Here is a 24,810-nt window from a genome sequence, read left to right on the forward strand (position 1 = left end):
CGGGGCCGCCTGATTCTCCAGGGGGAGAGTTGCGCAAACACGTGAGAAACGCGTGTGTTTCGACCGTCGCCGCGGCAGCAGCCGTGGCGCTCGCGGCCGGGATGACCAGCCCGGCCGTGGCCCAGCCCGGCGACGGCGGGCCCGCCATCGCCCGCGCGGCCGGTGCCGGATCCGCCGCCGGGCACGAGCTGACCCTCATCACCGGCGACCGGGTCACCATGGACGCCAAGGGCAGGGTCGTGTCCTTCCGCCCGGCCAAGGGGCGCGAGCACATACCCGTGCAGCGGCAGACCCACGACGGGCACACCCTGCTCATCCCGGCCGACGCCCACCGGCTGATCAGCTCGGGCAAGCTGGACCGCAGGCTGTTCGACGTCACGGAGCTGAGCCGGCCGGAGTACCGCCGGTCCCAGAAGTCGGGCCTGAAGCTGATCGTCTCCTACCGGGGCGCGCAGGCCGCGGCGGCCAAGGCCGAGGTCCGCGACGCGGGCTCCACCAAGGTCCGCCGGAACCTGAACACGCTGAACGCCCAGTCGGTCACCACGCCGCAGCAGGACGCGAAGGACATCTGGCAGGCCCTCACCGCCCGCACCGCGCGCAGCGTGCAGCGCACCACGGCCGCCGGGATCGACCGGGTCTGGCTGGACGGTGTGCGCCGGGCCAGCCTCGACAAGAGCGTCCCGCAGATCGGCACCCCCACCGCCTGGGAGGCCGGGTACACCGGCAAGGGCGTCAAGATCGCCGTACTGGACACCGGAGTGGACGCCACCCACCCCGACCTCCAGGGCCGCATCCTGGACTCGAAGAACTTCACGTCCTCGCCCGACACCAAGGACCGGGTCGGCCACGGCACCCACGTCTCCTCGATCGCGGCCGGTTCCGGCGCCAAGTCGGGCGGGAAGTTCAAGGGCGTCGCCCCGGACGCCCAGCTGCTTGAGGGCAAGGTCCTCGACGACGACGGCTTCGGTGACGACTCCGGCATCCTGGCCGGGATGGAGTGGGCGGTCGCGCAGGGCGCCGACATCATCAACTTGAGCCTCGGCGGCCAGGACACCCCCGAGGTCGACCCGCTCGAAGCGGCGGTCGACAAGCTCTCCGCCGACAAGGGCGTGCTGTTCGCCATCGCGGCGGGCAACGAGGGCAGCGACGCCGGTACGGTCGGCTCGCCGGGCAGCGCGGACGCCGCGCTGACCGTCGGCGCGGTCGACGACAAGGACGTGCTGGCCGACTTCTCCAGCCGGGGCCCGCGCATCGGCGACGGAGCGATCAAGCCCGATGTCACCGCCCCCGGCGTGGACATCACGGCGGCGGCCGCCCCCGGCTCCGAGATCGACAAGGAGGTCGGCCAGAACCCGCCGGGCTACCTGACGATCTCCGGTACGTCGATGGCGACCCCGCACGTCGCGGGCGCCGCGGCGCTCCTCAAGCAGCAGCACCCCGAGTGGACGTACACCGAGCTCAAGGGCGCGCTGACGGCCTCGACGAAGCCCGGCGCGTACACGCCGTTCGAGCAGGGCTCGGGCCGGATCGCGGTGGACCGGGCGATCGAGCAGACCGTGGTCGCCGACCCGGTCTCGGTGAGCTTCGGCGTGCAGCAGTGGCCGCACACCGACGACGTCCCGGTCACCAAGAACGTGACGTACCGCAACCTCGGCACCACCGATGTCACCCTGGACCTCGCGGTCACGACCACCGGCCCGAAGGGCAAGCCCGCCCCGGCCGGCTTCTTCGCCCTCGGCGCCGACAAGGTGACCGTCCCCGCGGGCGGAACCGCGGACGTCCCGCTGACCGTGGACACCAAGCTCGGCGGGACGGCGGACGGCACCTACTCCGCGTACCTCGTCGGCACCGGCGGCGGCCAGAGCGTGCGCACCGCGGCCGCGGTCGAGCGCGAGAGCGAGTCGTACGACGTCACGGTCAAGACCATCGGCCGCGACGGCAAGCCCGCCCCGTACACCACCGCTGACCTCTTCGGTCTGTCCGGTGGGGCGCTCGGTGTCTGGGTCTCCCCCGAGGCCGACAAGGGCCTCGCCAAGGTGCGTGTCCCCAAGGGCGGTTACACGCTCAACTCGGCCGTGTACCAGGACCCTGAGGACCTCGCCAAGGGCGCCGACTGGCTCTCCCAGCCGAAGCTGGACGTCAACAAGAACCTCACCGTGACGTTCGACGCGCGCAAGGCGAAGCCGATCAGCATCACGCTGCCGGCCACCGGCACGAAGAGCCTGATGGCCTCGCCCGACCTCCAGTTCGAGAACGAGGACACGGCGTACGGGTACGGCTGGCTGCTCGACTCCTTCACGAACCTGCGTACCGCGCACGTCGGCCCGGCGGTGACCGACGGCTCGCTCTCCGCGCACTGGATCGGCGCCTGGACCAAGGGCGCCTCGACCCGGTACGACATCGCGGTCGGCGGTCCGGTGACCAAGGCCCCCACCGGCTACACCCGGAAGTTCACCGCCGGTCAGCTGTCCCGGGTGGACGTCACCATGGGCGCCTCCCGCAAGGGCAAGACCGGTGAGTTCGCCGCCACGGGCGAGCTGCCCGGTTCGAGCGGCGGCTGGTCGGCCTGGTCGCTGCACAAGCTGCCGTCCAAGGTCACCCAGTACGTCTCGACCGCCGACAAGGTGAAGTGGTCGCTGGACTTCACGCAGGACGGTGCCCCGGACCCCGACGGCATCCCGGCCACCGACGCGATGTACACCATCGGCAGCCCGACGGCGTACAAGGCGGGCAAGAAGTACACGAAGACCGTCAACACCGCGGTGTTCGGCCCGGCGCTCGGCCGGGACGCCGGGGTCTTCCGCGCGGGCAACGACATCATCCCGATGGTGCCGATCGCGGCCGACGGAAGCGGCAACCTCGGCTTCCAGACGTACAGCTCGGTCAAGACGGTGCTGTACCGCAACGGCGTGAAGTTCGCCCAGAGCAAGGACGCGCTGGAGGGTGAGCCCATCACCGTGCCGTCCGCCGCCGCCGACTACCGGCTGACGAGCTCGGTCAAGCTCAGCCCGAGGGCCACGACCCTCTCCACCCGGATCGACACGAGCTGGACCTTCCGTTCCAAGAAGGTCACCGAGCAGGCCCTGCCGATCTCCACGGTCCGCTTCACGCCCCATGTGACGCTGGACGGCAAGGTGACCGCGGGCCGGACCGCCTCGGTCCCGGTGAAGGTGCAGGGCGCGGCGGCCGGGAAGAACCTGAAGTCGCTGACGGTGTACGTCAGTTACAACTCCGGCAAGACCTGGAAGAAGGTCACGGTCAAGTCCGGGAAGATCTCCGTGAAGAACCCGGCCAAGGGCAAGTCCCTCTCCTACCGGGCCAACGTCACGGACAAGAAGGGCAACAAGGCGTCGGTGTCGATCTACGACGCGTACTTCGGCAAGTGACCGGCCGCGGGTGGTGAGCCGACCGGCCCGCCACCCGTGACGTCACGCGCACCACGGCGGCCCGCCGGGACGGTTCACCCGACCCGGCGGGCCGTACGCGTGGCACGGGTCAGGCGATGCGCTCGCGCACCACCGGGGTGGCGGTGAACGTCGTGTCCGGCGCGGCGATGTCGTACGCGCCGGGGAGGGCCTTCAGGGCGTAGTCGAACTTCTCCGGGGTGTCGGTGTGCAGGGTCAGCAGCGGCTGGCCCGCCGTGACCCGGTCGCCCGGCTTGGCGTGCAGTTCGATGCCCGCGCCCGCCTGCACCGGGTCCTCCTTGCGGGCCCGGCCCGCGCCGAGGCGCCAGGCGGCGACGCCGATGTCGTACGCGTCCAGGCGGGTCAGCACGCCGGTGGACGGGGCCGTGATCACGTGCTGCTCGCGGGCGACCGGGAGCGCGGCGTCCGGGTCGCCGCCCTGGGCGGAGATCATCCGGCGCCAGACGTCCATCGCGGAGCCGTCCGCGAGGGCCTTCTCCGGGTCGGCGTCCCTGAGTCCGGCGGCGTCCAGCATCTCGCGGGCCAGGGCCAGGGTGAGCTCGATGACGTCCTTCGGGCCGCCACCCGCCAGCACCTCGACCGACTCGCGCACCTCCAGGGCGTTGCCCGCGGTCAGGCCGAGCGGGGTGGCCATGTCGGTGAGCAGGGCGACCGTGCGCACTCCGCTGTCGGTGCCCAGCGCGACCATGGTGGAGGCCAGTTCACGGGCGTCCTCGATGGTCTTCATGAAGGCGCCCGAGCCGACCTTGACATCCAGGACGAGCGCGCCGGTGCCCTCGGCGATCTTCTTGGACATGATGGAGCTGGCGATCAGCGGGATGGCCTCGACGGTGCCGGTGACGTCGCGGAGCGCGTACAGCTTCTTGTCGGCGGGGGCGAGCCCGTCACCGGCGGCGCAGATGACCGCGCCGGTGGTGTCCAGGACGTCGAGCATCTCCGCGTTGGAGAGGTGGGCCCGCCAGCCGGGGACGGACTCCAGCTTGTCCAGGGTGCCGCCGGTGTGGCCGAGACCCCGGCCGCTGAGCTGCGGCACGGCGGCGCCGCAGGCGGCGACCAGCGGGGCGAGCGGCAGGGTGATCTTGTCGCCGACGCCGCCGGTGGAGTGCTTGTCGGTGGTGGGGCGGGAGAGCGACGCGAAGTCCATCCGCTCGCCGGAGGCGATCATCGCCGCGGTCCAGCGGGCGATCTCGGCGCGGTTCATGCCGTTCAGCAGGATCGCCATGGCCAGCGCGGACATCTGCTCGTCGGCGACCTCGCCGCGGGTGTACGCGTCGATGACCCAGTCGATCTGCTCGGGGGTCAGCTCGCCTCGGTCCCGCTTGGTGCGGATGACGGAGATGGCGTCCATGTCCTGGGAGTCCTTCCGGCCGGTACGTACGTACACACGTGCGGTACGCGAGAGTCCCGCATGACTCTACGCGCATAGAGAGGGGAGAGGGGTGTGGCCCTCCCGGGGTACGGGAGGGCCACGGTGAACGAGGTCCCGGAGAGTCCGGGCCCCTACTTCAGGTGGTCCGGGCCGAAGGCCTGCGGCAGCATCTCGTCGAGGGTGCGCAGCCCGTCCGGCGTCTCCAGGACCAGCTCGGGGCCGCCGAACTCGTACAGCAGCTGGCGGCACCGGCCGCACGGGACCAGGATCTCGCCCGCCCCGTCCACGCAGGTGAAGTGGGTGAGGCGGCCGCCGCCGGTGGCCTGGAGCTGGGAGACCAGCCCGCACTCGGCGCACAGGCCGATGCCGTACGAGGCGTTCTCGACGTTGCAGCCGGACACCGTACGCCCGTCGTCGACCAGCGCCGCGGCACCGACCGGATAGTGCGAGTACGGGACGTACGCCCGGGTCATCACCGACCGCGCGGCGCTCCGCAGCGCCGCCCAGTCGGCCTCCGCGAGGGCCGTCACTTGCCCTGGCCCTTGCGGTAGCGCATGCCGTCCGCCTTCGGCATCCGCAGCCGTTGCGCGGAGAGCGAGAGGACGAGCAGCGTGACGATGTACGGGGTGGCGCTGACGAACTCGGTGGGCACGGTGTCCGTGGAGAGGTACCAGACCAGCACCGCGGCAGCGATGACCGCGCTGACCCCGCCCTGCACGAAGCTCTTGCGGTAGAGCTTCCAGACCGCGAGGAGGGCCAGCACCACCACGAGCAGCAGGAGCAGCGCGTGCACGGACTCGCCGCCGTTGCGCAGCTGGAGCGCGTCGGCGAAACCGAACAGCCCGGCGCCCATGGCGAGCCCGCCGGGCCGCCAGTTGCCGAAGATCATCGCGGCGAGACCGATGTATCCGCGCCCGCCGGTCTGGCCCTCGTTGTAGATGTGCGAGGTGACCAGCGAGAGGAAGGCCCCGCCGAGCCCGGCCAGTCCGCCGGAGACGATCACCGCGACGTACTTGTACCGGTAGACGTTCACGCCGAGCGACTCGGCGGCGACCGGGTTCTCGCCGCAGGAGCGCAGCCGCAGGCCGAAGGGGGTCTTCCACAGCACGAAGAACGTGAGGACGAAGAGGACCAGGGCCAGGATCGTCAGCAGCGACACGTTGGTGACCAGGCCGCCGAGCACACCGGCCAGGTCGGAGACGAAGAACCAGTGGTGCTTCTCGATGGAGTGCAGCCAGTCGGAGAGGCCGGGGACCGTCACCGAGGTGATGTCGTCGGCCGGGGGTGACTGCTTGGGACTGCCGCCCTTGGCGGCCGCCTCGCCCGAGTTGAACCAGAGCTTGGCGAAGTAGGTGGTGAAGCCGAGCGCCAGGATGTTGATGGCGATACCGGAGATGATGTGGTCGACGCCGAAGGTGACGGTCGCCACCGCGTGCAGCAGTCCGCCGAGCATGCCGCCGACGACCCCGGCCAGCACGCCGAGCCAGGGGCTGGTCTGCCAGCCGGCCCAGGCACCGAAGAAGGTGCCCAGGATCATCATGCCTTCGAGGCCGATGTTGACCACACCGGCCCGCTCGGCCCAGAGGCCGCCGAGACCGGCGAGGCCGATCGGCACGGCCATCGCGAGCGCGGCGCTGATCTGGCCCGCCGAGGTGACGTCCTGCGCGCCGGTGATGGCGCGCACGGCGGACAGTGCGAGCAGCCCGCCCGCGATGATCAGGAGGATGACGGGGAAGGAGAGACGGGTGCGGCCGCCCTTGCCGCCGGACACCTTGGGGGCCGCCGGGGGCGGGGTGGAAGTCGCCGTGGCGCTCACGCCGACACCTCCTGCTGGTCGTTGTTACGGGCGGCGGCCTGTGCGGCGAGTTCCGCGCCGACCTTGCTCTGCTGGCGCTTGAGTCCGTAGCGGCGCACGACTTCGTAGGCGATGACGACGCACAGGACGATGACGCCCTGGATCACGCCGACGATCTCCTTGTCGTAACCCTCGAACTCGAGCTTGCCGGTGCCGCGCTCCAGGAAGCCCCAGAGCAGCGCGCCCAGCGCGATGCCGATGGGGTGGTTGCGGCCGAGGAGGGCGATGGCGATGCCGGTGAAGCCGATGCCGACGGGGAAGTCGCCGCTGTACTCGTAGCTGTCGTTGAGGAGGGTCGGCATGCCGATCAGACCGGCCATGGCGCCGGAGATCAGCATCGAGGTGATGACCATCTTCTTGACGTCGACACCACTGGCCTCGGCGGCGGAGCCGGACTGGCCGACGGTGCGCAGGTCGAAGCCGAAGCGGGTGCGCGAGAGGGTGAACCAGTACGCGATACCCGCGACGACCGCGACCACGATGAAGCCCCAGACGGGCGACGTGGCGGTCGGGAACTCGAAGAAGTGCGAGGACTCCGGGATCGGCTTGGTGGAGATCTTCGTACCGGCCTCGTCGAGGTGGCCGAGGCGGCCCTGCTGGAGCAGGTAGCCGATGATCGCCGTCGCGATGGAGTTCAGCATGATCGTCGCGACGACCTCGCTGACGCCCCGGGTGACCTTGAGGACACCGGCGATCCCGGCCCACATCGCGCCGACGATCATCGCGGTGAGGATGATCAGCGGGATCTGGAGGGCGCCGGGCAGGGTCAGCGCCCCGCCGACCGCGGCTGCGAAGAAGGCGGCGAGACGGTACTGGCCGTCGACGCCGATGTTGAAGAGGTTCATCCGGAAGCCGACGGCCACCGCGAGACCCGCGAGGTAGTACGTCGTCGCCTTGTTGAGGATGTAGACCTGGCTGTCCGACTTCAGCCCGTAGTCGAACATGATGCCGAAGGCGCTGAACGGCTCCTTGCCGGTGGCGGCCAGTACGAGCGCGGTCACCAGGAAGGCGACCACGATCGCGAGTACGGGGGCCGCGAGCCCCAGGAGCACCCGCTCCTTGTCGATCTTCTTCATCGGTCCTCTCCCCCGTCCCGGGGGTCGGTGTCGGTGCGATCGGCGCTCTCGGCGCTCTCGGCGCTCTCGGCGCTTTCAGAGGCCGCGTCCTCCGGTGCCGGTGCCTCGTCCGGGGCCTCGTCCGGTGCTTCCAGGTGGCCGGTGGCCGCGCCGGTCATCGCCGAGCCCAGCTCCTCCGGGGTGATGGTCGCCGGGTCGGCGTCCGCGACCAGCCGGCCCCGGTACATGACCCGCAGGGTGTCGGAGAGCCCGATCAGTTCGTCCAGGTCCGCCGAGATGAGCAGGACGGCCAGGCCCTCGCGGCGCGCCTCGCGGATCTGGTCCCAGATCTGCGCCTGCGCGCCGACGTCCACGCCCCGGGTGGGGTGCGCGGCGATCAGGAGCTTGGGCTCGTGGCTCATCTCCCGGCCGACGATCAGCTTCTGCTGGTTGCCGCCGGAGAGCGAGGCGGCGGTGACGTCGATCCCGGGGGTGCGGACGTCGTACTCGCGCACGATCCGCTCGGTGTCGGCGCGGGCGCCCCTGAGGTCGAGGAAGGCGCCCTTGCTGTTGGGGCGTTCGGTGACGTGGCCGAGGATGCGGTTCTCCCAGAGCGGGGCCTCCAGCAGCAGACCGTGCCGGTGGCGGTCCTCGGGGATCACGCCGATGCCGTCCTCGCGGCGCGTGCGGGTGGGCGTACGGGTGATGTCGGCACCGTCGAGGGTGACGGCTCCGGCGTCCAGATGGCGCATGCCCATGATCGCGTCGACCAGCTCCGACTGGCCGTTGCCCTCGACACCGGCGATCCCGAGGACCTCGCCCTTGTGGATGGTGAAGCCGATGCCGTCGAGGACCGAGCGGACCACGCCGTCCGGGTCGGTGGCGCACAGCCGCAGCCCGTCCACGGTCAGCATCGGCACGTCGGTGACGGTCGACTCGCGGGTCTCCGGGGACGGCAGCTCGCTGCCGACCATCAGCTCGGCGAGCTGCTTGGTCGTGGTGTTCTCCGGGTCGGCGGTGCCGACCGTCGTACCGCGCCGGATGACCGTGATCTCGTCGGCGACCGACAGCACCTCGCCCAGCTTGTGGGAGATGAAGATGACGGTCAGGCCCTCGGCCTTGAGCTCGCGCAGGTTGTCGAAGAGGGCGTCGACCTCCTGCGGCACCAGGACGGCCGTGGGCTCGTCGAGGATCAGGGTGCGGGCACCCCGGTAGAGGACCTTGAGGATCTCCACCCGCTGCCGGTCGGCGACCCCGAGGTCCTCGACCATGGCGTCGGGGCGGACCCCGAGGCCGTAGGAGTCCGAGATCTCCTTGATCCGGGCGCGGGCCCGGTCGCCGATCCCGTGCAGCTTCTCCGACCCGAGGACGACGTTCTCCAGGACGGTGAGGTAGTCGGCGAGCATGAAGTGCTGGTGCACCATGCCGATGCCCCGGGCGATGGCGTCACCGGGATTGTGGAACGAGACCTGCTCGCCGTCGACCGCGATGGTGCCCTCGTCCGGCTTCTGCATGCCGTAGAGGATCTTCATCAGGGTGGACTTGCCGGCCCCGTTCTCGCCGACGAGAGCGTGGACGGTGCCGCGGCGCACGGTGATGTCGATGTCGTGGTTGGCCACGACACCGGGGAACCGCTTGGTGATGCCGCGGAGCTCCACGGCATGGGGACTGCTGGACGCGTTGATGGCGCACTCTCCTTGGCAGGAGCGGAGGGCGGAGGCGGTGGGAGCGTGAAAAGTATCGTGCCCGGCAGACGCTACGCGCGTAGCGCCACCGAATCGTTGGCCACCTGATGACAGATCGCGGACCGTACGCGGACGACTACCGTACGGACGCCTGCGGCGCGGCCGTCCACGGCACACACGGCTACGGTGCGCACACGGAAGCGATACGCGCATCGGGCCCCGCGCGACGGGGCCCCGGGCCTGTCCGGAGCGGACAGGGGGTGCCGCCGAAGCCCCGTCCGGCCCGCGCGGGGCGGGCGGCGGGACTCCGGGGACACCCCCTGTCCGGCTTCCGGTCGGCAGCCGGATCAGATCGTGGTCTTGACCTTGATCGTGCCGTCGACGATCTTCTTCTTCGCCTCGTCGAGCTTGGCCTGGATGTCCTTGAGGTGGTCACCCGTGCTGGTCAGGCTGACGCCGTCCTTGGCCAGGGTGTAGGTCTGCGTACCGGCCAGCGGCTTGCCGTCCTTGACGGACTTGACCAGGTCGTAGACGCCGCTGTCGACGTTCTTCACGACGGAGGTCATGATCGTGTCCTTGTACTTCGACAGGGCCGGGTCGAGGGCCTGGTCGGAGTCGACGCCGATGGACCAGGCGCCCTTCTTGCCCGCGACGGCCTCGATGGAGCCGGCACCCGAGCCGCCCGCGGCGGCGAAGATGACGTCGGCGCCCTTGTCGAGCATGCCCTTGGCGGCGTACGAGCCCTTGTCGGGGCTGCCGAAGCCGGACAGGTCCGAACCGGTGGTCAGGTACTGGATCTGCACCTTGGCCTTCGGGTTGGTGTCCATGACACCCTGCTGGAAGCCCGCGGCGAACTTCTTGATCAGCGGAAGGTCCACACCGCCGATGAAGCCGACCTGGCCGTCCTTCGACTTCAGCGCGGCGGCGACACCGGCGAGGTAGGAACCCTGCTCCTCGGTGAAGACGATGCTGTCGACGTTCTTCGCGTCGGCGACCGAGTCGACCAGGCCGAAGCTGACCTTCGGGTACTTGGCCGCGATCTTGGTGACCGCGCTCTGGTACGCGAAGCCGACCGCGACGACCGGGTTGTAGCCGCCCTCGGCGAGCGACTCCAGGCGCTGCTCACGGTCGGCGGGGGTCTCACCGGACTTGGCGGTGAGCTCCTTGGTCTCGGCACCGAACTCGGACTTGGCCTTGTCCAGACCGCGCGCGGCGGAGTCATTGAACGAGTTGTCGCCGCGGCCGCCCACGTCGTAGGCCATGCCGATCTTCATCTTGCCCTTGCCGGAGCCGGAGCTCTCGGTGGACGACTCGCCGCACGCGCTGGCGGTGAGTGCAAGGGTCGCGGTGACAGCACACGCAGCGGTGATCTTGGATACCCGGCGCAAGGGAAGGCTCCTTCAAACCTGACCGAAGCGCCTCTTCCGGCGCTGGTTTCGCCGCGATCGTAACGCGCGTAGATGTCAGATAAAGCCCTGTACGGAAGCCGTTATCGGATCGTCGCGAACCGGAGGTGACACCCCCGGTCACACATGGTTGCGATCGAGCAACGCGGAGGCAGTGAACAGCTCCACGGCGACCGTGATCGCCTCCTCATCGGCATCGAAATCACCCCGATGCAGGTCGAGCCGGGCGGTGTCGCCGGGGGTGCGGACGCCGAGCCGGGCCATGGCGCCGGGGACCTGCTCCAGATACCAGGAGAAGTCCTCGCCGCCCAGGCTCTGCTCGGTGTCCTCGATCGACCCCACCCCGCGGCGGGCGGTCATCGCCCCGGCGAGCAGATCGATCACGGAGGCGTCGTTGACGACCGGGGGGACACCCTGGACGTAGTTGATCACCGTCTTGGCTCCGTACATCCCGGCCACCTCGTCGATCGCGGCGTGCACCAGATCGGGGGCGGCCCGCCAGGCGGACAGCTCCAGGCAGCGGACGGTGCCGGAGAGCTCGGCGTGCTGCGGGATCACGTTGCAGGCGTGGCCCGCCTCCAGGCGGCCCCAGGTGACGGCGAGCCCGGCGCGGGCGTCGATCCGGCGGGCCAGCAGCGCGGGCACCTCGGCCGCGACCTTGGCGGCGGCGGTGACCAGGTCGGTGGTGAGGTGGGGGCGGGCGGTGTGCCCGCCGGGCCCGTCCAGGCTGACCTCCAGCCGGTCGCAGGCCGAGGTGATCGCCCCGACCCGCAGCCCGATCCGGCCCACGTCCACCTTCGGATCACAGTGCACACCGATGATCCGGCCGACGCCCTCCAGCGCCCCGGACAGGATGGTCTCGGGCGCGCCGCCGGGCAGCACCTCCTCGGCGGGCTGGAAGATCAGCCGCACCGGGTTCGGGAGCAGTCCCTGGCGGTCCAGCTCGGCAAGGACGAGACCGGCCCCCAGGACCGAGGCGGTGTGGACGTCGTGCCCGCAGGCGTGCGCCCGGTCGGGGACGGTGGAGCGGTAGGCGACGCCCGTCTTGGTGTCCGGGATCGGCAGGGCGTCGATGTCCGCGCGCAGGGCGAGCATGGGCGCGGTGGACTCGTCCCGTGTGCCGACGTCGCAGAGGAGCCCGGTGCCGGTGTCGAGGACCCGGGGCTTCAGCCCGGCCTTCTCCAGCCGGGCCTTGATGGCCGCGGTGGTGCGGAACTCCTGGTTGCCCAGCTCGGGATGCATGTGCAGGTCGCGCCGGAAGGCGATCAACTCGGCACGCAGGGCCTCGGGAAGGGTGCCGGGGAGTGAGCCTTCCGGGGCTTCACCCTGGACGGTCGGCCGGTCATCGGACGCGCGGGACATCAAGTGGTTCACCTGGCGAAGGGTACGTCGCTTCCCCCTTCAACTGCCTGCGAAACAAGAAAAGTTCAGCCACACAGACGAATAATTGGCCGCGTCGCAGCGTGTGAGCTGACGACGTGATGGGTACACTCGCCCATTTCGCCCAGGGGTACGGGAAACGGGGCGCGGGGTACCGGCTACGGGGTACGGGATTCGGGCGCGGGCAGGGGTACGGGCAGGGGTACGGGCTTGGTGGCGGGCCGGACCCTGAAGGAAAGACCCTCCAGGAGGGGGCGGCGCTTGGTGTTCTGAAAGGCCGCGACCTTCCACGCGCCACCCGCCTCACGGACCAGCGCATATGTCTGGATCTTGCCGAGCCTGCCCGGCCGCCCGCCCTTGCGCACGTCACCCCGGGTGATGAGCAGGGCGGTATCAGGCCCGGTGGAGCGGATGCCCACGACCTCGCTCACCAGCCGGGTGCCCTTGAGGAAGCTGCCGAACAGGTCCTGGTGCGCGGCCCCGATCTCGGCCGCGCCGGTGTAGAGGGTGCCGACGTAGGTGACGTACGAGGCGTCGGCGGTGAACTCGGCGCCGTAGGCGGCCCCGTCCCCCGCGTTCCAGGCAGCGGTGAGGCGGCCCAGGAGGGCGGTGACGGCGGTACTGGTGCCGGTGGTGACGGCGGTACTCGTGCCGGTGGCGACGGCGGCACTGGTGTCGGCGCCGGCCTCGGAACGCGTCTGCACGTGACCCACGACCTTCCGTGATAACTTCCCTCGAAAATTAACTTCGTTCAGGATTTCTCTTCTCAAAAGAAGAGATTAGGAAGGGGTCGATCCCATGTCAACACCCACGGAGCCGACCCCCGAGAGCGCGGCAGCGGCGTACCGGCGGTACCTGAGCGCGGTGATGCTGCACGGCCACGCCGGGGCCAAGGCCGTCGGCCTGGGGGCAACCGATCTGTACGCGCTCAACATCCTGGCCCTGGACGGCGCCATGACCCCGGGCGAGCTGGGCCGCCGCACCGGCCTGACCACCGGCCCGACGACCCGCCTGATCGACCGCCTGGAGCAGGGTGGTTACGTCCACCGCGCCCCCGACCCGCACGACCGCCGCAAGGTCATCGTCGAACCTGCCGCCCGCCCCGGCGGCCTGGACGAAGCCCTGGCCCCCGCCCGCGAACGGATCGGCGCGATCATCGAGGGCTACTCCCCCGCGCAACGGGCCGTCCTCTTCGACTACTTCACCCGTGCCGCCGACGCCTACCTGGAGGCCACGGCAGAGGTCAACGGCAGGCACCCGCGCTGAGGGCGGCCCGGCCTCCGACCGCACCGAAGCCCCGCCGGGACACGCGCACGTCCTGGCGGGGCTTCGGTCACGGCACGACCGGCCCGTGCCGTCGGGCCGGGTCCGGACGGGCGGTCAGGGCAGGGTCGGCTCGACGCTCGTGCCGTCCGCGAGACCTCTGACGAGGTTGACGAGGCTCTCATCCAGCGCTCCCTGGAAGAGGCGCAGTTCGTCGACGGAACCCGAGAGGAAGTCGCTGGAGGCGTCGCCGTTCAGCGTGCGGCCGACCTGGACCGCGGTGGTGCTGAAGTCCCAGGCGTTGTCCCAGGGAATCCGTGCGCTCTCGACGCCGTTGACGTAGAGCACCATGTCACCGAAGGGCGCCGAGTAGACGAGGGCCAGGTGGTCTCCCGTGATGCTGGTGCTGGGCAGGAACCCGTTCGCCTTCGCGGTGGTGCGCGTCGCGGTGGCCGAGTCCGCGTCGGTGACCGTGAGAGTCCAGCGGCTGTAGGCGGCCGAGTAGCCCACGGTGACCGCACTTCCCTGATGGCCGGACAGTCCCATGACCGTCTGGTCCTCGTCGGGCGCCACCGTGGAGAGCCGGACCCGCCCGGTCAGGGAGAAGCTGTCCCGCTTCGCGAGCAGCCCGGCCGCCCGGGTGGCGTAGGCGTCGGTGCCGTTCAGCACCAGGTGCCCGTCACCCCACATCGGCTCGGCGGGCGGCGCCTCGCATTCCGCCGGATCGCCCTCCGGGTCGCAGCCCGGTTCCGGTACGTAGACGGACGCACCGCCGCCGAGCGTGAGCCCGGTTCCGCCGTACGTCTCCGGGGCCACGCCGCCGGGTGCGGAGTCCACGTCCCAGTAGGCGAGCTGCCGGGGCACGGGGCCGCCCAGAGCGGCGACCTCGGATGCGGTCACGACCCGGTCGTGGACCTGGACGTCGGCAAGGCCGCCCTTGAGGTGCGCCGTGTACCCCTCCGGCGAGATCCTGCGGCCGATCTGCAGGTTCCCGGCCGCGTTCCACGGGGCCTGTCGCTGGACGGCGTCCGCGGCCGCCACGCCGTCCACGTACAGCGTCATCGCGCCGGTGACACCGTCGTAGGTGCCGATGAGGCGCGTCCAGGCGCCGGGAACGACCTTGCCGCCGGTGACCTTCCAGTCGTCCGCGGACCCGAGGGCATCGGACGGGGAACGGAACGCCCAGCTGCGGCTGGCCGCGTCGTATCCCAGCTCGAAGCCGGGCAGGCCTGTGCCGTCCTGGCTGATCACGGTCTGGTCCCGCGTCGGCTCCTCGGGGAGGTTGACCCAGGCACCGACCGAGAACCCGGCGTTCGTGTCGACGACATGCCGACCCGCGTCCAGGTAGCCGCTCTCGGTACCGTCCAGCTCCGCGTACGTGCTCGTCGCGCCGAGCGGTCCGGGCCCGGCGCCGAACGTGACGCCCGTTCCGGCCGCGGCTGCGGGCGAGGCGCCCGTGCCGGCCGCGGAACCGGAGCCCTGGGCGTCGCCGAGGGTCCAGCCCCCGGCAGGGGCCCGGCCGTCGGAGACGAGGAAGCCGTACCTCGTGGTCGCCCCCAGGACGTTTCCGTTCGCGTCGAGGGCCCTCACGTCCACGGACCAGTACCTCGTGGACGTCGGCAGGAACTTCACCGTCGCGGAGGCACCCGGAACTGCGGCATCGACCGTGGACCAGTCGTCATTGCCCGAGAACCGGTACATGTAACGGACCACATCGGCGTCCGGCGAGTCGAAGGTGAAACTTCCGTAGTCGCCGACACCTTCGTGCCAGTTGCCGTCGTCGGGGTACTCGGCGGAGCTGACCACCGGCGCACCGGCGGCTTCGACGGCCTGGGCACCCCGGACAGGTGCCGCGGCGGCCTGCGCGGGCCCGCCGGACAGAACCGGCAGCCCCAGCCCTGTGGCCAGCACGGTCGTCAGCGTCACAGCCACGAGGGGTCTTCGACTGCTCCGACGCCCAGTTCTGCCAGGTCTGTTCACGGCACGACTCACTCTCTTCGATGCTCGGCGTACGGCTTCGGCCCGCCGGGCCCGATCACGACCGCGCACGAAGTACGCGCCACCGCTCGGATTCGTGAACTTCCAGCAGCACACGGCAGGATTGCATGCAATAGCGCCCCGATGATCTTGTCAAGGACATGTCCGCTACATGTCGTTAAGTGGGAATCAGTCCACGACAAACCCGCAAAGCGCGACATCACCCTTGATTCGCCCTGACGGGCCGGAAAACCAACAGCTGGCCATCACTCCGGTCGCCACTCGCCGAAGGAACCGCGACGATTCGCCTCACGGCAACGGCGACAGTCCACCGCGCATCGCCCTGCACACCGGACTCGGGAAAGGCGAACTCCCCGGCCCGCCGACGGCAATGCCCCGCCGCCGCGTGCGCTCCATCTGCCGACATTGCCGTCAACTATGTCGCCAGACACCACAGCGGCCCCGCCGGATAACGTTCGGCGAGGCCACTGGTGACGTCAATTACTTTTGTGACGAATTGACTGGCGGGACACTACGAAGCAGTGGCACCAAATACCTTCATGACACCTACTCCCTCTCGGTATGACCAATCGAATTCATCTGGCTTTTGAAAACGGACTGCCAACCCGGGCTCCCCGCTTCTGACATTCAGGTGGTGACCCGTACTGAACACGGCCCGCAGCGCACCGGACTTGAATGCGATTGCCGAAACGACCGTAGCGCCGACCAGTGCCTGCCATTCTTCACCAGAAAGTGGATCCGCGCCCGGAGCAGAGGCTGCTCCATGGGTCAGAAACGCCTGACCTTGGACTACTAGCCCTGCCTCACTTTCCAGCAGCAGTACAAGCCCCTGATGCCCCGAACCCACAGAGACAGACACCACTCGGCTACCTCGAAGCCCAAGGATCCAGCGATCCTCCAACTCCTTCGTCACGGCTCCTCCGGCAGATAATCGTAGATGTTCCCCATACTGTCGCCCGGAGTTCCCTCAGGCATCTGAGGGTGCACTTCGCCAGTCTTGGGATCGATGAGCATGTCAGGGTTCTTATTGCCGCCGATCCCGCGCCAACCACCTTGACCCTTTACCTTGTGGATGGCTTCCTTGATTTGCTTGACGGAATATCCGGTCGCCCGCGCGAGCGCGTTCGGCTTGGACGCCATTCCACAGCCGTCGGAATTGTGCACCAGAACCGGCTTGGCCTCCACCAGTCACATAGTGCGTGTGCCATGCAACCCCTCTCTATCTGCGCATTCGCAGACAGCGGTGGTTTCTGGTTCTGCTGGCGCCCGTAGCTACTGCCGTCATGCCAGGCAAGGCCCCGTCAGGACACGCCCGACGGGGCCTCGGATTTGCTGGTGGAACTCAAGGGCCAGAACTCAGTCAGCCTTCTGAAGAGCTACCCATACCTCAGGGCGTCGCTTCGTCTCCGATGGCACGAAGCACCTCGGCAAGCCAGACGAAGCCGTACCCCACGACACGGTCAGGGTCAGACAACATGTCTTCCAGATGGCCCCAGGACTCGGAAAGCATGCCGATCGTGAGATCTCTCGGCTCACTATAGATGTCGTAAGCCTGATCTGGAGGCACGGACCAGAATGCCTCTTTGTTGATTTCCAGCACCTGCTCCCCAGCAGGAATCCGCTCCACAAGCAGGTCGAACAGACTTTTGAGCTTGTCTACTGGAATCTCGACCATCAGCAAACGCTCCCGTTAATTTTTGCGATGTTCTCGTGGAAGGTTTGTATTTCCTTCTTCAAGTGCCTCGTACGCCCGTCGATGATCCGCTGACGAACCTCTTCACTCGGCGCATTCTTGAGGAAACCCTTGTTGTCGTAGGCGTCCGGGTTGGCTAGGTAATCCCGGAGTTTCACCTCGTGCTCCTCGATCAGCTTCTGATATGACTCGATGGACTTCAGCTGCTCAGGAGTCAGGTCGCCGTTGCTGTTGTGAACGAGGACCGGCGTGGCCCCCGCCAGCACATAGTACGTGTGGATGCGGTCCACGGTGAGGTCGTAGGTTTGCTGCCGCTTGGTGTAATGGCGGACTGCGACGACCTCGGCTGTTTCGTTGCTCGCGGTACGGAACTTGTCGCCGGGTGCTATGTCGCCCGCATCGACCCACTGGCTCTGGTCGACGGACCAGAAGGGGTGGGTGTCAGTGGCGGTGACCTTCTTCTCGCCGTCGTCCGTCTTGACGGTGAGCTGGGTGAAGTCCTTGTCGTTCTTGGTGACGATGGTGGCAATGACTTCTTCGGAAACCGTCTCGCCGGTCAGCGGGTCGGTGGCCAGTACCTCGTCGCCCTTTTCGACGTCCTCGATGTTCTTGGTGGTGCCGTCGCCGAGAAGAACCTTCGTCCCGGGCAGGAAGCTGTGCCGCAGGCACGTCGCCGCCGCCTCGCCGGCTTCTGAGGCCTTCGACTTCTTCATGGCCTTCTTGATGTCCTTGAGGACCTTGAGGGCCTTGAAGGGCTTCAAGAAGGGAAGGTCGGTGGCCGCCCAGGCGCACTGCGACGTGTCCCCGCTGACACAGTCCGTCCCCGCCTCCGCGTCAGGCAGGATCAGGGCCACCAGAACAGGGGCGATGTACTGGGTGTAGAAGTTGTTCGGGGGATTCGATTCCAGCGGCGTGTACTTGACGCTGTCCTTCCAGGTCTTGCCAGCTTCTCGCGCAGGCTTGGACCAGGAGACGGAGGACCCGACTACCGTCGTATTGCCTCTGGAGACCCTGTTCGGGTGGGAATAGCTCCAGCCGCCGTAGTCGTCCAGGAAGTAGTAGCCGCTACCTCCCTTACGGAAGCTCCCGTCCTTTTCCTTCTCGTCGTTGAAGGCGGCGCCGCCCGCCGGGCCGTCCGGGCGGAGGCCGGTCGGGTCGCTGAGGGTGGCGGGGTTGTTGTTGCCGTAGGTGTAGCCGTTCATCTGCTGGGGGTCGCCCAGGTCGAGGAGCGGGTCCACGGAGATGAAGCGGCCGAGTTCGGGGTCGTACTCCCGGGCGCCGAGGTGGGTGAGGCCGGTGGACTTGGTGTCGTCGGTCCCCCCGACGAAGCCCTTGGTGCCGGGCCAGTTCGCCGGCTTCTGGCCTCTGGTCGCGCCGAAGGGGAGCGAGCGGCGCTGGGTGAGCGCCAGGTCCGCCGCCTTGACGGCGAGTTCACCGGTTCCGTGGTGGTCGGCGATGGTGAAGGAGAACGTGCCGTCGTCCGCGAGGACGGCTGTCTGGCCGCCTCCGAGGCCGAAGTAGCGGGTCGCCTTCGCCTTGTCGGCCCCGGTGGGCACCGTGACCTCGGTGTTGCCCAGGTAGAGCGTGGCCTCGGTGCTGGTTCGGCTGATGAGGCGGTTGCCCGCCGCGTCGTAGAGGTAGCTGGTGGTCTTGCCGTTCTCGGTCACCTCGGAGAGGTGGCCCTCGGCGTCCCAGCTCAGCTTCTGGCCGGGGCGGGCGGTGGTGTTGCCGCTCGCGTCGTAGGTGTAGGAGCCGGTCGTGGTGCCCGAGGGGGCCGCCGTGGTGACGGAGCTCAGGGCGTGGGCCTGCGGCTGGCCCGGGGTCGGGTACGCGTAGGTCCGCTTGGTGTCCTTGGCCGCGTCACCGGTGGGGTCGTGCTGGGTCTCGGTGGCGCGGTTGCCCGACTTGTCGTACGTGAAGCTCTGCCAGTACGGGGCGGTCCCGCCGATCAGGCCGCCGGACGGCTCCGTGGCGCAGGCGGTGACGGGCTGGGTCCACGCCTCGGTGACCCGGCCCAGGTAGTCCTGGACGAAGCACTGGTTGTCCGTGCCGCTGCGGGAGACGTCCGCCATCGAGCGGACGTTGCCGGCGTCGTCGTAGGTGTAGGTGACGTTGCGGTCGACACCGGGCTGGTCCTGGCGGTCGACGCGTGAGTTCGCCAGCCGCTGGGTGCCCCACTCGTACGAGTTCGTCACCTGGGTCGTCTTGGTGCTTCCGGTCAGCCCCATCGTGTACTGCAGCGGCTTGCCGGTCAGGCTGTAGGCGGTGCCGGCCGTCATCCCCCCGCCACTGGTCCTGATCGGCCGGAGGGTGTCCGCCTCGTAGGTGAAGGTGGTCGAGCCCGCGGGAAGCGCGCCGGCCGCGGAGTAGCTGATGGCGTCCGGCAGCCCGGACTTGCCGTAGGTCGTACCCGCCTGGTAGGTGCCCTGCAGTTTCCCTTCGGCCGCGGGGATGGTGACCGCGGTCTTGACGGGGCGGTAGAGCCGGTCGTAGGCGGTGACCTTGGAGGTGTACGCCTGGCCGCCGACGTAGCGGGTCGACTCGGCGAGCTGGCCCTTCGCGCCGGTGATCGTGTCGTAGACGTTCTTGGTCCGCAGCGTGCCCGTGGCCGATCCCTCGCGCACCTCGGTCTGCCGGCCGAGGCCGTCGTAGAGGTAGGCGAGACCCGGGACGTTGCTCCGCGACCCCTTGGTGAACGTCAGCTGGCCCCGGTCGTCGTAGGTGCTCTCGCTGGTGCCCTTGTCCGGGTCGGCGGAAGCCGTCTGGAGTCCGCGCTGGTCGTACGTGTAGGTCCAGCTGTTCCCGGCCGGGTCGGTCACCTTCTCCAGTACGCCGCGCGGCGTGTACTTGTACACGGTGGAGTCGAAGGCGGCGGCGGCCGAGCGGCTGTGGTGCTGGCGCAGCTCCGTGGTGTTGCCGCGGGCGTCGCTGAGGGTGGTGGTCGCCGTGCCGCCCACCGGCGGGATGACGGTGGTGCGGTCGCCGCCGTAGGTGGTCGTGGTGGTGTTGAGGACGGCGCCGCCGTCGCCGTTGCCCGCGATCTGGCGGACTTCCACGGCCCGGTTCAGGCCGTCGAACGTGGTGCGGGTCTGGGTCTCCACGGACAGGGCGTTGTCCGGCGCGAAGAGCTGGGTGCCCGGCTTGCCCGTCGTGTAGTACGGCGCGAACGTCTTGGCCGCGAGACCGCGGTCGTCATAGAAGACGTCGCTGATGATGCTGCCGCCGCCCGGCCCCGGGGTCTGGGTCTGCCGGTCGCGCAGGAGCCCGTCGTACAGCGTGTACGAGGTGGTCTGGACAGCCTTCTCGGACAGGGTCCTGGTCGCGACGGCGACCGTCTTGTCGGTGACCGTGTAGACGAACTCCATGCTGGGGAGGTCGGTGGCGTTCTGGTCCGGCAGCCACACCTTGGCGGACCGGCCCAGGGCGTCGAAGGCCATGTTGGTCACGTTGCCGTTGGTGTCGGTCTGCTTCACCACGGCGCCGCGGACGGGCTCCAGGACGGTGGTGGTCGTCTGCGCCGAGGCCGCGTCCGTGGAGACGGCCGGAGGCGTGGTCACCTTGATCTCGGTGACCAGTCCCGTCGCCGGTGTGTACGCGGTCGTCGTCGTGCGCCCGTCCTTGCGGGCGGTGCGGACCGGGGCGTCGGTGCCCGTGGCGGTGACGTCGGCCGCCAGGTCGGTGCTGGTCAGCGGGCGGCCGTAGCCGTCGTAGGTGCCGGCCGACTCCAGGTAGGTGGCCTTGGTGCCGTTGTGGCTCTTCAGCGTGGCGATCGCGGTCTTGTCGCCCTTGGTGGGGGCGGCACCGTACGCACCACCGTCGTACGCGGTCCGGGTGTCGGAGAGGACGTCCTTGGAGCGGTCCGCCGAGGCGGCGCACGCCTTGGTGACCGTCTCCTCCCGGGCGGTCAGACCGAGCAGGTTCGCGCTGGTCACCGGGGGGTACGTGATGCGGGTGCACCGGTCGTCGGCCGCGGTGGCGTCGTCACCGAAGTCGTCGGCCTGGACGGGCCGTCCCGCGACGGTGTCGTACGTGGTGGCCGTCGACGTGGTGCGCCACTTGGCTCCCGCGCCGTCGTCGAGCGAGACCCACTGCCTGGTGGCGGCGGTGCCGATGAAGTTGGCCGTCACCGTGCCCCAGTCACGGACCTTCTTCGCGGTCTCGTGGTACCAGGGCCGGTTGACCGACTTGGCGACCACCTTGCCGCCGGGCTTGTCGAACGAGACGGTCTTGTAGCCGAACCCGGCAGCGGTCTCGTGGTCCGTGATCGGGTCGCCCTCGCCCGCGGCGAGGCTCACCGAGACGGCCTTCGTCCCGCCGGACGTGTTCTTCCGGTCGCCGTCCATGCCCCGCAGGAAGTAGGAGTCCTGCTGCGTCTTCATGGCGGCGTCGCCGCCCTGGCCGCCGGTGCGGACCTGGACCTGGCCGTAACCGCGCCACTGGGACCAGGTCTTCTCCTTCTCCTTGGTCAGGCCGTCGTCATCGGCGAAGTGCCAGGCGGCTCCGCCCAGGTACTCGTAGCGGGTGACCTGGTCGGGCGCGCCGCCGATGCGGTCCGTCGACGTCACGGACGTGGTGACGTACTTGTTGAACCAGTGCTGCTCGGCGGCCTCGGTGTCACTGCCGCCGAGGAACTGCGGGAAGCAGCGGGTGGTGTTGGTCTCCGGGGTCGGAAGGGCGTTCCAGTCGCACGCCGCCTTGGAGTAGTTGGCCGTGGTCTGGCCGCCGTACTCGTCCGACACCGTGCTCAGCCGCTCCTTGATGAACGGCGCGTATCCGTCGCCGGTCTTGTCGAGGCGGTTGGCCAGCTGGGTGTACGCGAACGTCGTCTTCGGCAGGGTGACGGCGGGGGTCGCGGACTGGCCCGTCTGCTGGATGCCGTCCAGCAGCAGCTGGTAGTCGGTGTCGGCCATGCCCCAGCGGTGTTCGAGCTTCCAGGAGTCGACCTTGGCGTAGGTGCCGTCGGCCTGGAGGGTCTGGGTCCTGATGCCGGTCAGCCGCTTGCGCGTCCAGAAGGAGGGCGACAGCCGGCTGCCGTCGCAGCTGGTGGCGGCCTTGCAGTTCAGGTCCCAGGGCGTGTCGTACCAGTAGAACGACTTGCTGTCGATGGTGTCCGCCGCACAGGTGACACCCGTCTCGGGCAGGCATCGCTCCTCGTTGTCGAAGACGACCTGGGCCAGCGGCTTCGCGGTGTAGACCTCGGTCGCCTTCTGGCCGTAGTCGATGCGCTTCAGGTACCCGCCGCGGGTGTACGGGGTGTCGTCCGCCGCCTTCAGGTTACGGCCGTAGGAGTTGGTCTCCTTGCCGTAGTAGTAGCTGACGGTGTTGTCGTGGGCGTCGACGACGTAGTCGAGGTTCCACCGCCAGGCCTGCTGGCACCAGGAGTCCGCGAAGGTGTCGGCGTGGCACTCCTCGCCGGTGTCGTTGCCGTAGACGGGAAGGGTCCAGGCGGATTCCGTGGCTTCCTTGCCCGTGCTCCAGCCCGGGAGCCGGTGGTAGCCGAAGTAGTAGCGGGTTCCCTGCGGGTCGGTCAGACGCCAGTACTCGCCGTCGTTGTCGCCGTTCTCCCGGTTGACGTGCTCCAGGCGCTTGATCCGGGTGCCGTCGTCGTGCTTCAGCTTGAACTCGTCGTTGCCCGCCGGGACGAGCTCGCCGCCCGAGCCGTTGAAGGAGAGGAACGCGTTGTCGTACGCCCAGCACATGTCGCCGGGCTTGCTGCCGTCGGCGTTCTTCACGCCGTCGTCCACGCACGGCTTGTAGCGGCGTTCGATGTACCCGGGCCACATGTCGAAGCCGTCGCCGACCCAGGAGCCCTGGTTGTTCGTCCCGCCGGTGCGGCCGTCGATGGCGCCCGAGGAGTACGAGAGACCGATGTTCGGGTTCAGCCCGCCCGGGACCTCGGGGGTGCTGATGGCGTACGACCAGGTGAAGTCACCGGTGTTGAGGTTGGTCCGCCAGGTGGAGGACGGGGAGAGCGGCGTCGCCTTGTAGTCGCCCTTGTCGCCCGCGGCCGAGGCCGTCACGGCCAGTACGGTCGGGCCTGCCGCCCGCAGGTTCACCGATGCCGCCGTGAGCGTCCGCTCCGCGGTGTCGTTGGTGGCGGCGACGGGCGCGCCGGTGCGGCACCGCTTCTCGTCCGGGGTGGTGAGCGCGCAGGCCGGGAGTTCGACCAGGCGCATACGCGAGGCGTACGAGCCGCCGAACAGCTCCGCGTAGGGGGCGTAGTCGACGGTCAGCGCGACGGAACTCCGCCCGGCGCCGGGCGTCGCGGTCTTCGGGGTGAGGCTGAACAGGGCGCCGTTCACGCCCGCTCGACGCGCCTGTTCACTGCCGAGAACGCGTGAGGTCACGCTGGTGGGTGACGGGGCGTCGACCGGGTCCACCGCCTTCGCGGACGCCTTGGCCGGTGCCTTCGCGGGCGCCTTGGCCTGGGCCCGGCCTATCGCGATCGGCTGCTTCCCGGGGACGGTGAAGCGCGCGGCCCCCTTGGCGTCGGCCCCCGGTATCGAGACCGTCGCCACGGAGGGGCTGGGCAGCTTCGCCTTCGGGGCCCCCGACGGGACCTTCGGCCCGGGGGTCCGGGTCCGGGGCTTGGCCTTGGCCTCCCTGGCTCCCGCGACCGGCTTCTCGGCCGAGGGCAGTCCGGGCAGGTTGCTGGTCGCCGCCATCGAGGCCGGGGCCGCCGCGGCCTGGAGCAAGGTGGCGACCATCACGGCGGAAATCGCCAGTGATGTTCGCCGCAACACCCTGTTCCCGGCGGTGAATCCTGGTCTGTGTCTCATCCGTAGCACTTTCGTCATTGCCGGACGCCGCACACCGGGAATTCGGGTGCGGCGCAGAATCGAGGGCTCGACCGTGTCGACCGGCAGCCGGGACACCGTGCGGAATACCGGACCAGGAACGGGCAGCGGGGGACGGGAGGGAAGGGCCGAAACGCGGGAGAAGAGGGGTGGGCGCGCGGGACGCGCGGACCTGGAGCACGTGGGCCGGGGAGGGGCGGGGCAGTCTGTCCGACCGCGGCTCAACGCCCCCTGGCGGGAACGGACTCAGCCAGCCGGTCCCACAGCACGCCTCCACATAATCCACACCTCGGGCACAAGAAGTTGAAGATTCTCTGAGAAAGGGAATCTTGCAGGACTCTATGTAGAGGCCATGTGCCCAACCAGGGGGACGTGCCGCATCTGTCCGGCAAAGGGTGACATGCGGAATGTGAGGTAACTCACGACTACGGAGTCAGCACTCTACGCAATCGTCGCAGTTCACGCGAAGGGGGAGGCGCCCCGCGCCTCCCCCACACCCTCCATCCGGCCCCGCCTACGCGTCGAAGAGGAACATGATCTTCCTGTCGTCCAGGTACGTGATGGCGACCTCGCTGCCCGCCCGGAGTTGGGGGAAGCGGCGGGCGGGGATGGTGTCGCGGCCTTCCACCATCTTCTTCTCGCCGTCCTCCTGCCAGGAGAGGCGGTAGGTGATGTCGAAGCTTCCGGCGTCGTTCGTGCCGATGTGGCGGACGTCCTCCACCAGGGCCCGGACATCCCGGCCGTTCCACCTGATGTCGTGGTCACGCTTGAAGAGGCTGACGAGGTAACCGATGAAGCCCACGGCGATGACCGCGGAGATGACGAGAGCGACGATCACAGAACACCCCTTGCGTGAGAACGCAGTCTAACGGCGCGGTGAGCGC

16 protein-coding genes are annotated in these 24,810 nt (G+C 69.2%); 2 read left to right on the top strand and 14 right to left on the bottom strand.

The annotated features are described in order from the left end of the window. Positions 1 to 101: 101 nt before the first annotated feature. Positions 102 to 3,386 carry a S8 family serine peptidase gene (locus tag ACFVWY_RS03315; protein WP_389867095.1) on the top strand — a complete coding sequence of 1,095 codons (3,285 nt, stop codon included), beginning with the start codon at positions 102 to 104 and terminating at the stop codon, positions 3,384 to 3,386. Between the two features lie 109 nt (positions 3,387 to 3,495). Here ACFVWY_RS03315 and ACFVWY_RS03320 read toward each other — a convergent pair whose 3' ends face one another. The 8 genes from ACFVWY_RS03320 to ACFVWY_RS03355 form a co-directional block, all read right to left on the bottom strand. Further along, complete coding sequence (locus ACFVWY_RS03320; protein ID WP_389866819.1) at positions 3,496 to 4,773, bottom strand: thymidine phosphorylase; 1,278 nt, start codon at positions 4,771 to 4,773, stop codon at positions 3,496 to 3,498. A 152-nt stretch (positions 4,774 to 4,925) separates the two neighbouring features. Next, complete coding sequence (locus ACFVWY_RS03325; RefSeq protein ID WP_389866821.1) at positions 4,926 to 5,324, bottom strand: cytidine deaminase; 399 nt, start codon at positions 5,322 to 5,324, stop codon at positions 4,926 to 4,928. Beyond that, positions 5,321 to 6,610 (bottom strand): ABC transporter permease, encoded by a 1,290-nt coding sequence (locus ACFVWY_RS03330; RefSeq protein ID WP_389866823.1) that lies wholly within the window; start codon positions 6,608 to 6,610, stop codon positions 5,321 to 5,323. The genes ACFVWY_RS03325 and ACFVWY_RS03330 overlap by 4 nt, the downstream gene beginning before the upstream one ends. Continuing rightward, positions 6,607 to 7,725 carry an ABC transporter permease gene (locus ACFVWY_RS03335; protein WP_389866825.1) on the bottom strand — a complete coding sequence of 373 codons (1,119 nt, stop codon included), beginning with the start codon at positions 7,723 to 7,725 and terminating at the stop codon, positions 6,607 to 6,609. The genes ACFVWY_RS03330 and ACFVWY_RS03335 overlap by 4 nt, the downstream gene beginning before the upstream one ends. Next, positions 7,722 to 9,362, bottom strand: a complete 1,641-nt coding sequence (locus ACFVWY_RS03340; protein ID WP_389866827.1) for an ABC transporter ATP-binding protein — start codon at positions 9,360 to 9,362, stop codon at positions 7,722 to 7,724. The genes ACFVWY_RS03335 and ACFVWY_RS03340 overlap by 4 nt, the downstream gene beginning before the upstream one ends. A 374-nt stretch (positions 9,363 to 9,736) precedes the next feature. Continuing rightward, complete coding sequence (locus ACFVWY_RS03345) at positions 9,737 to 10,777, bottom strand: BMP family protein (RefSeq protein WP_389866829.1); 1,041 nt, start codon at positions 10,775 to 10,777, stop codon at positions 9,737 to 9,739. Between the two features lie 138 nt (positions 10,778 to 10,915). Beyond that, positions 10,916 to 12,157: an amidohydrolase gene (locus ACFVWY_RS03350; RefSeq protein ID WP_389867097.1), complete on the bottom strand. Its 1,242-nt coding sequence runs from the start codon at positions 12,155 to 12,157 to the stop codon at positions 10,916 to 10,918. A 176-nt stretch (positions 12,158 to 12,333) separates the two neighbouring features. Next, positions 12,334 to 12,879 carry an SgcJ/EcaC family oxidoreductase gene (locus ACFVWY_RS03355; RefSeq protein ID WP_389866830.1) on the bottom strand — a complete coding sequence of 182 codons (546 nt, stop codon included), beginning with the start codon at positions 12,877 to 12,879 and terminating at the stop codon, positions 12,334 to 12,336. 94 nt (positions 12,880 to 12,973) lie between these two features. Here ACFVWY_RS03355 and ACFVWY_RS03360 point away from each other — a divergent pair, with 94 nt between their 5' ends. Continuing rightward, entirely contained in the window at positions 12,974 to 13,441 is a 468-nt protein-coding gene (locus ACFVWY_RS03360) for a MarR family winged helix-turn-helix transcriptional regulator (protein WP_389866831.1), read from the top strand. A gap of 114 nt (positions 13,442 to 13,555) precedes the next feature. On the opposite strand, the gene ACFVWY_RS03365 is transcribed toward ACFVWY_RS03360, so the two are convergent. The 6 genes from ACFVWY_RS03365 to ACFVWY_RS03390 all read right to left on the bottom strand — a co-directional run bounded on the left by ACFVWY_RS03365 (position 13,556) and on the right by ACFVWY_RS03390 (position 24,764). Next, positions 13,556 to 15,370, bottom strand: coding sequence for a LamG-like jellyroll fold domain-containing protein (locus ACFVWY_RS03365; RefSeq protein WP_389866833.1), 1,815 nt, complete (start codon positions 15,368 to 15,370; stop codon positions 13,556 to 13,558). Between the two features lie 577 nt (positions 15,371 to 15,947). Further along, positions 15,948 to 16,349: a DUF6188 family protein gene (locus tag ACFVWY_RS03370; RefSeq protein WP_389866835.1), complete on the bottom strand. Its 402-nt coding sequence runs from the start codon at positions 16,347 to 16,349 to the stop codon at positions 15,948 to 15,950. Beyond that, positions 16,346 to 16,621, bottom strand: coding sequence for a hypothetical protein (locus ACFVWY_RS03375; RefSeq protein ID WP_389866837.1), 276 nt, complete (start codon positions 16,619 to 16,621; stop codon positions 16,346 to 16,348). The genes ACFVWY_RS03370 and ACFVWY_RS03375 overlap by 4 nt, the downstream gene beginning before the upstream one ends. A gap of 202 nt (positions 16,622 to 16,823) precedes the next feature. Then, positions 16,824 to 17,111 (bottom strand): hypothetical protein, encoded by a 288-nt coding sequence (locus ACFVWY_RS03380; protein ID WP_389866838.1) that lies wholly within the window; start codon positions 17,109 to 17,111, stop codon positions 16,824 to 16,826. Next, entirely contained in the window at positions 17,111 to 23,836 is a 6,726-nt protein-coding gene (locus ACFVWY_RS03385; protein WP_389867099.1) for an RHS repeat-associated core domain-containing protein, read from the bottom strand. Before ACFVWY_RS03385 ends, ACFVWY_RS03380 begins: the two co-directional genes overlap by 1 nt. Positions 23,837 to 24,440: 604 nt before the next feature. After that, positions 24,441 to 24,764 (bottom strand): hypothetical protein, encoded by a 324-nt coding sequence (locus ACFVWY_RS03390; RefSeq protein WP_389866840.1) that lies wholly within the window; start codon positions 24,762 to 24,764, stop codon positions 24,441 to 24,443. Positions 24,765 to 24,810: the final 46 nt, after the last annotated feature.

Source organism: Streptomyces sp. NPDC058195 (assembly GCF_042883525.1).
Classification (GTDB): Bacteria; Actinomycetota; Actinomycetes; order Streptomycetales; family Streptomycetaceae; genus Streptomyces.

Excerpts from the sequence above, each read along its gene's own strand:
- ACFVWY_RS03315 (WP_389867095.1), top strand. The coding sequence starts at position 102 with ATGACCAGCCCGGCCGTGGCCCAGCCCGGCGACGGCGGGCCCGCCATC.
- ACFVWY_RS03320 (WP_389866819.1), bottom strand. The coding sequence starts at position 4,773 with ATGGACGCCATCTCCGTCATCCGCACCAAGCGGGACCGAGGCGAGCTG.
- ACFVWY_RS03335 (WP_389866825.1), bottom strand. The coding sequence starts at position 7,725 with ATGAAGAAGATCGACAAGGAGCGGGTGCTCCTGGGGCTCGCGGCCCCC.
- ACFVWY_RS03350 (WP_389867097.1), bottom strand. The coding sequence starts at position 12,157 with ATGTCCCGCGCGTCCGATGACCGGCCGACCGTCCAGGGTGAAGCCCCG.
- ACFVWY_RS03360 (WP_389866831.1), top strand. The coding sequence starts at position 12,974 with ATGTCAACACCCACGGAGCCGACCCCCGAGAGCGCGGCAGCGGCGTAC.
- ACFVWY_RS03380 (WP_389866838.1), bottom strand. The coding sequence starts at position 17,111 with ATGGTCGAGATTCCAGTAGACAAGCTCAAAAGTCTGTTCGACCTGCTT.
- ACFVWY_RS03385 (WP_389867099.1), bottom strand. The coding sequence starts at position 23,836 with ATGGTCGCCACCTTGCTCCAGGCCGCGGCGGCCCCGGCCTCGATGGCG.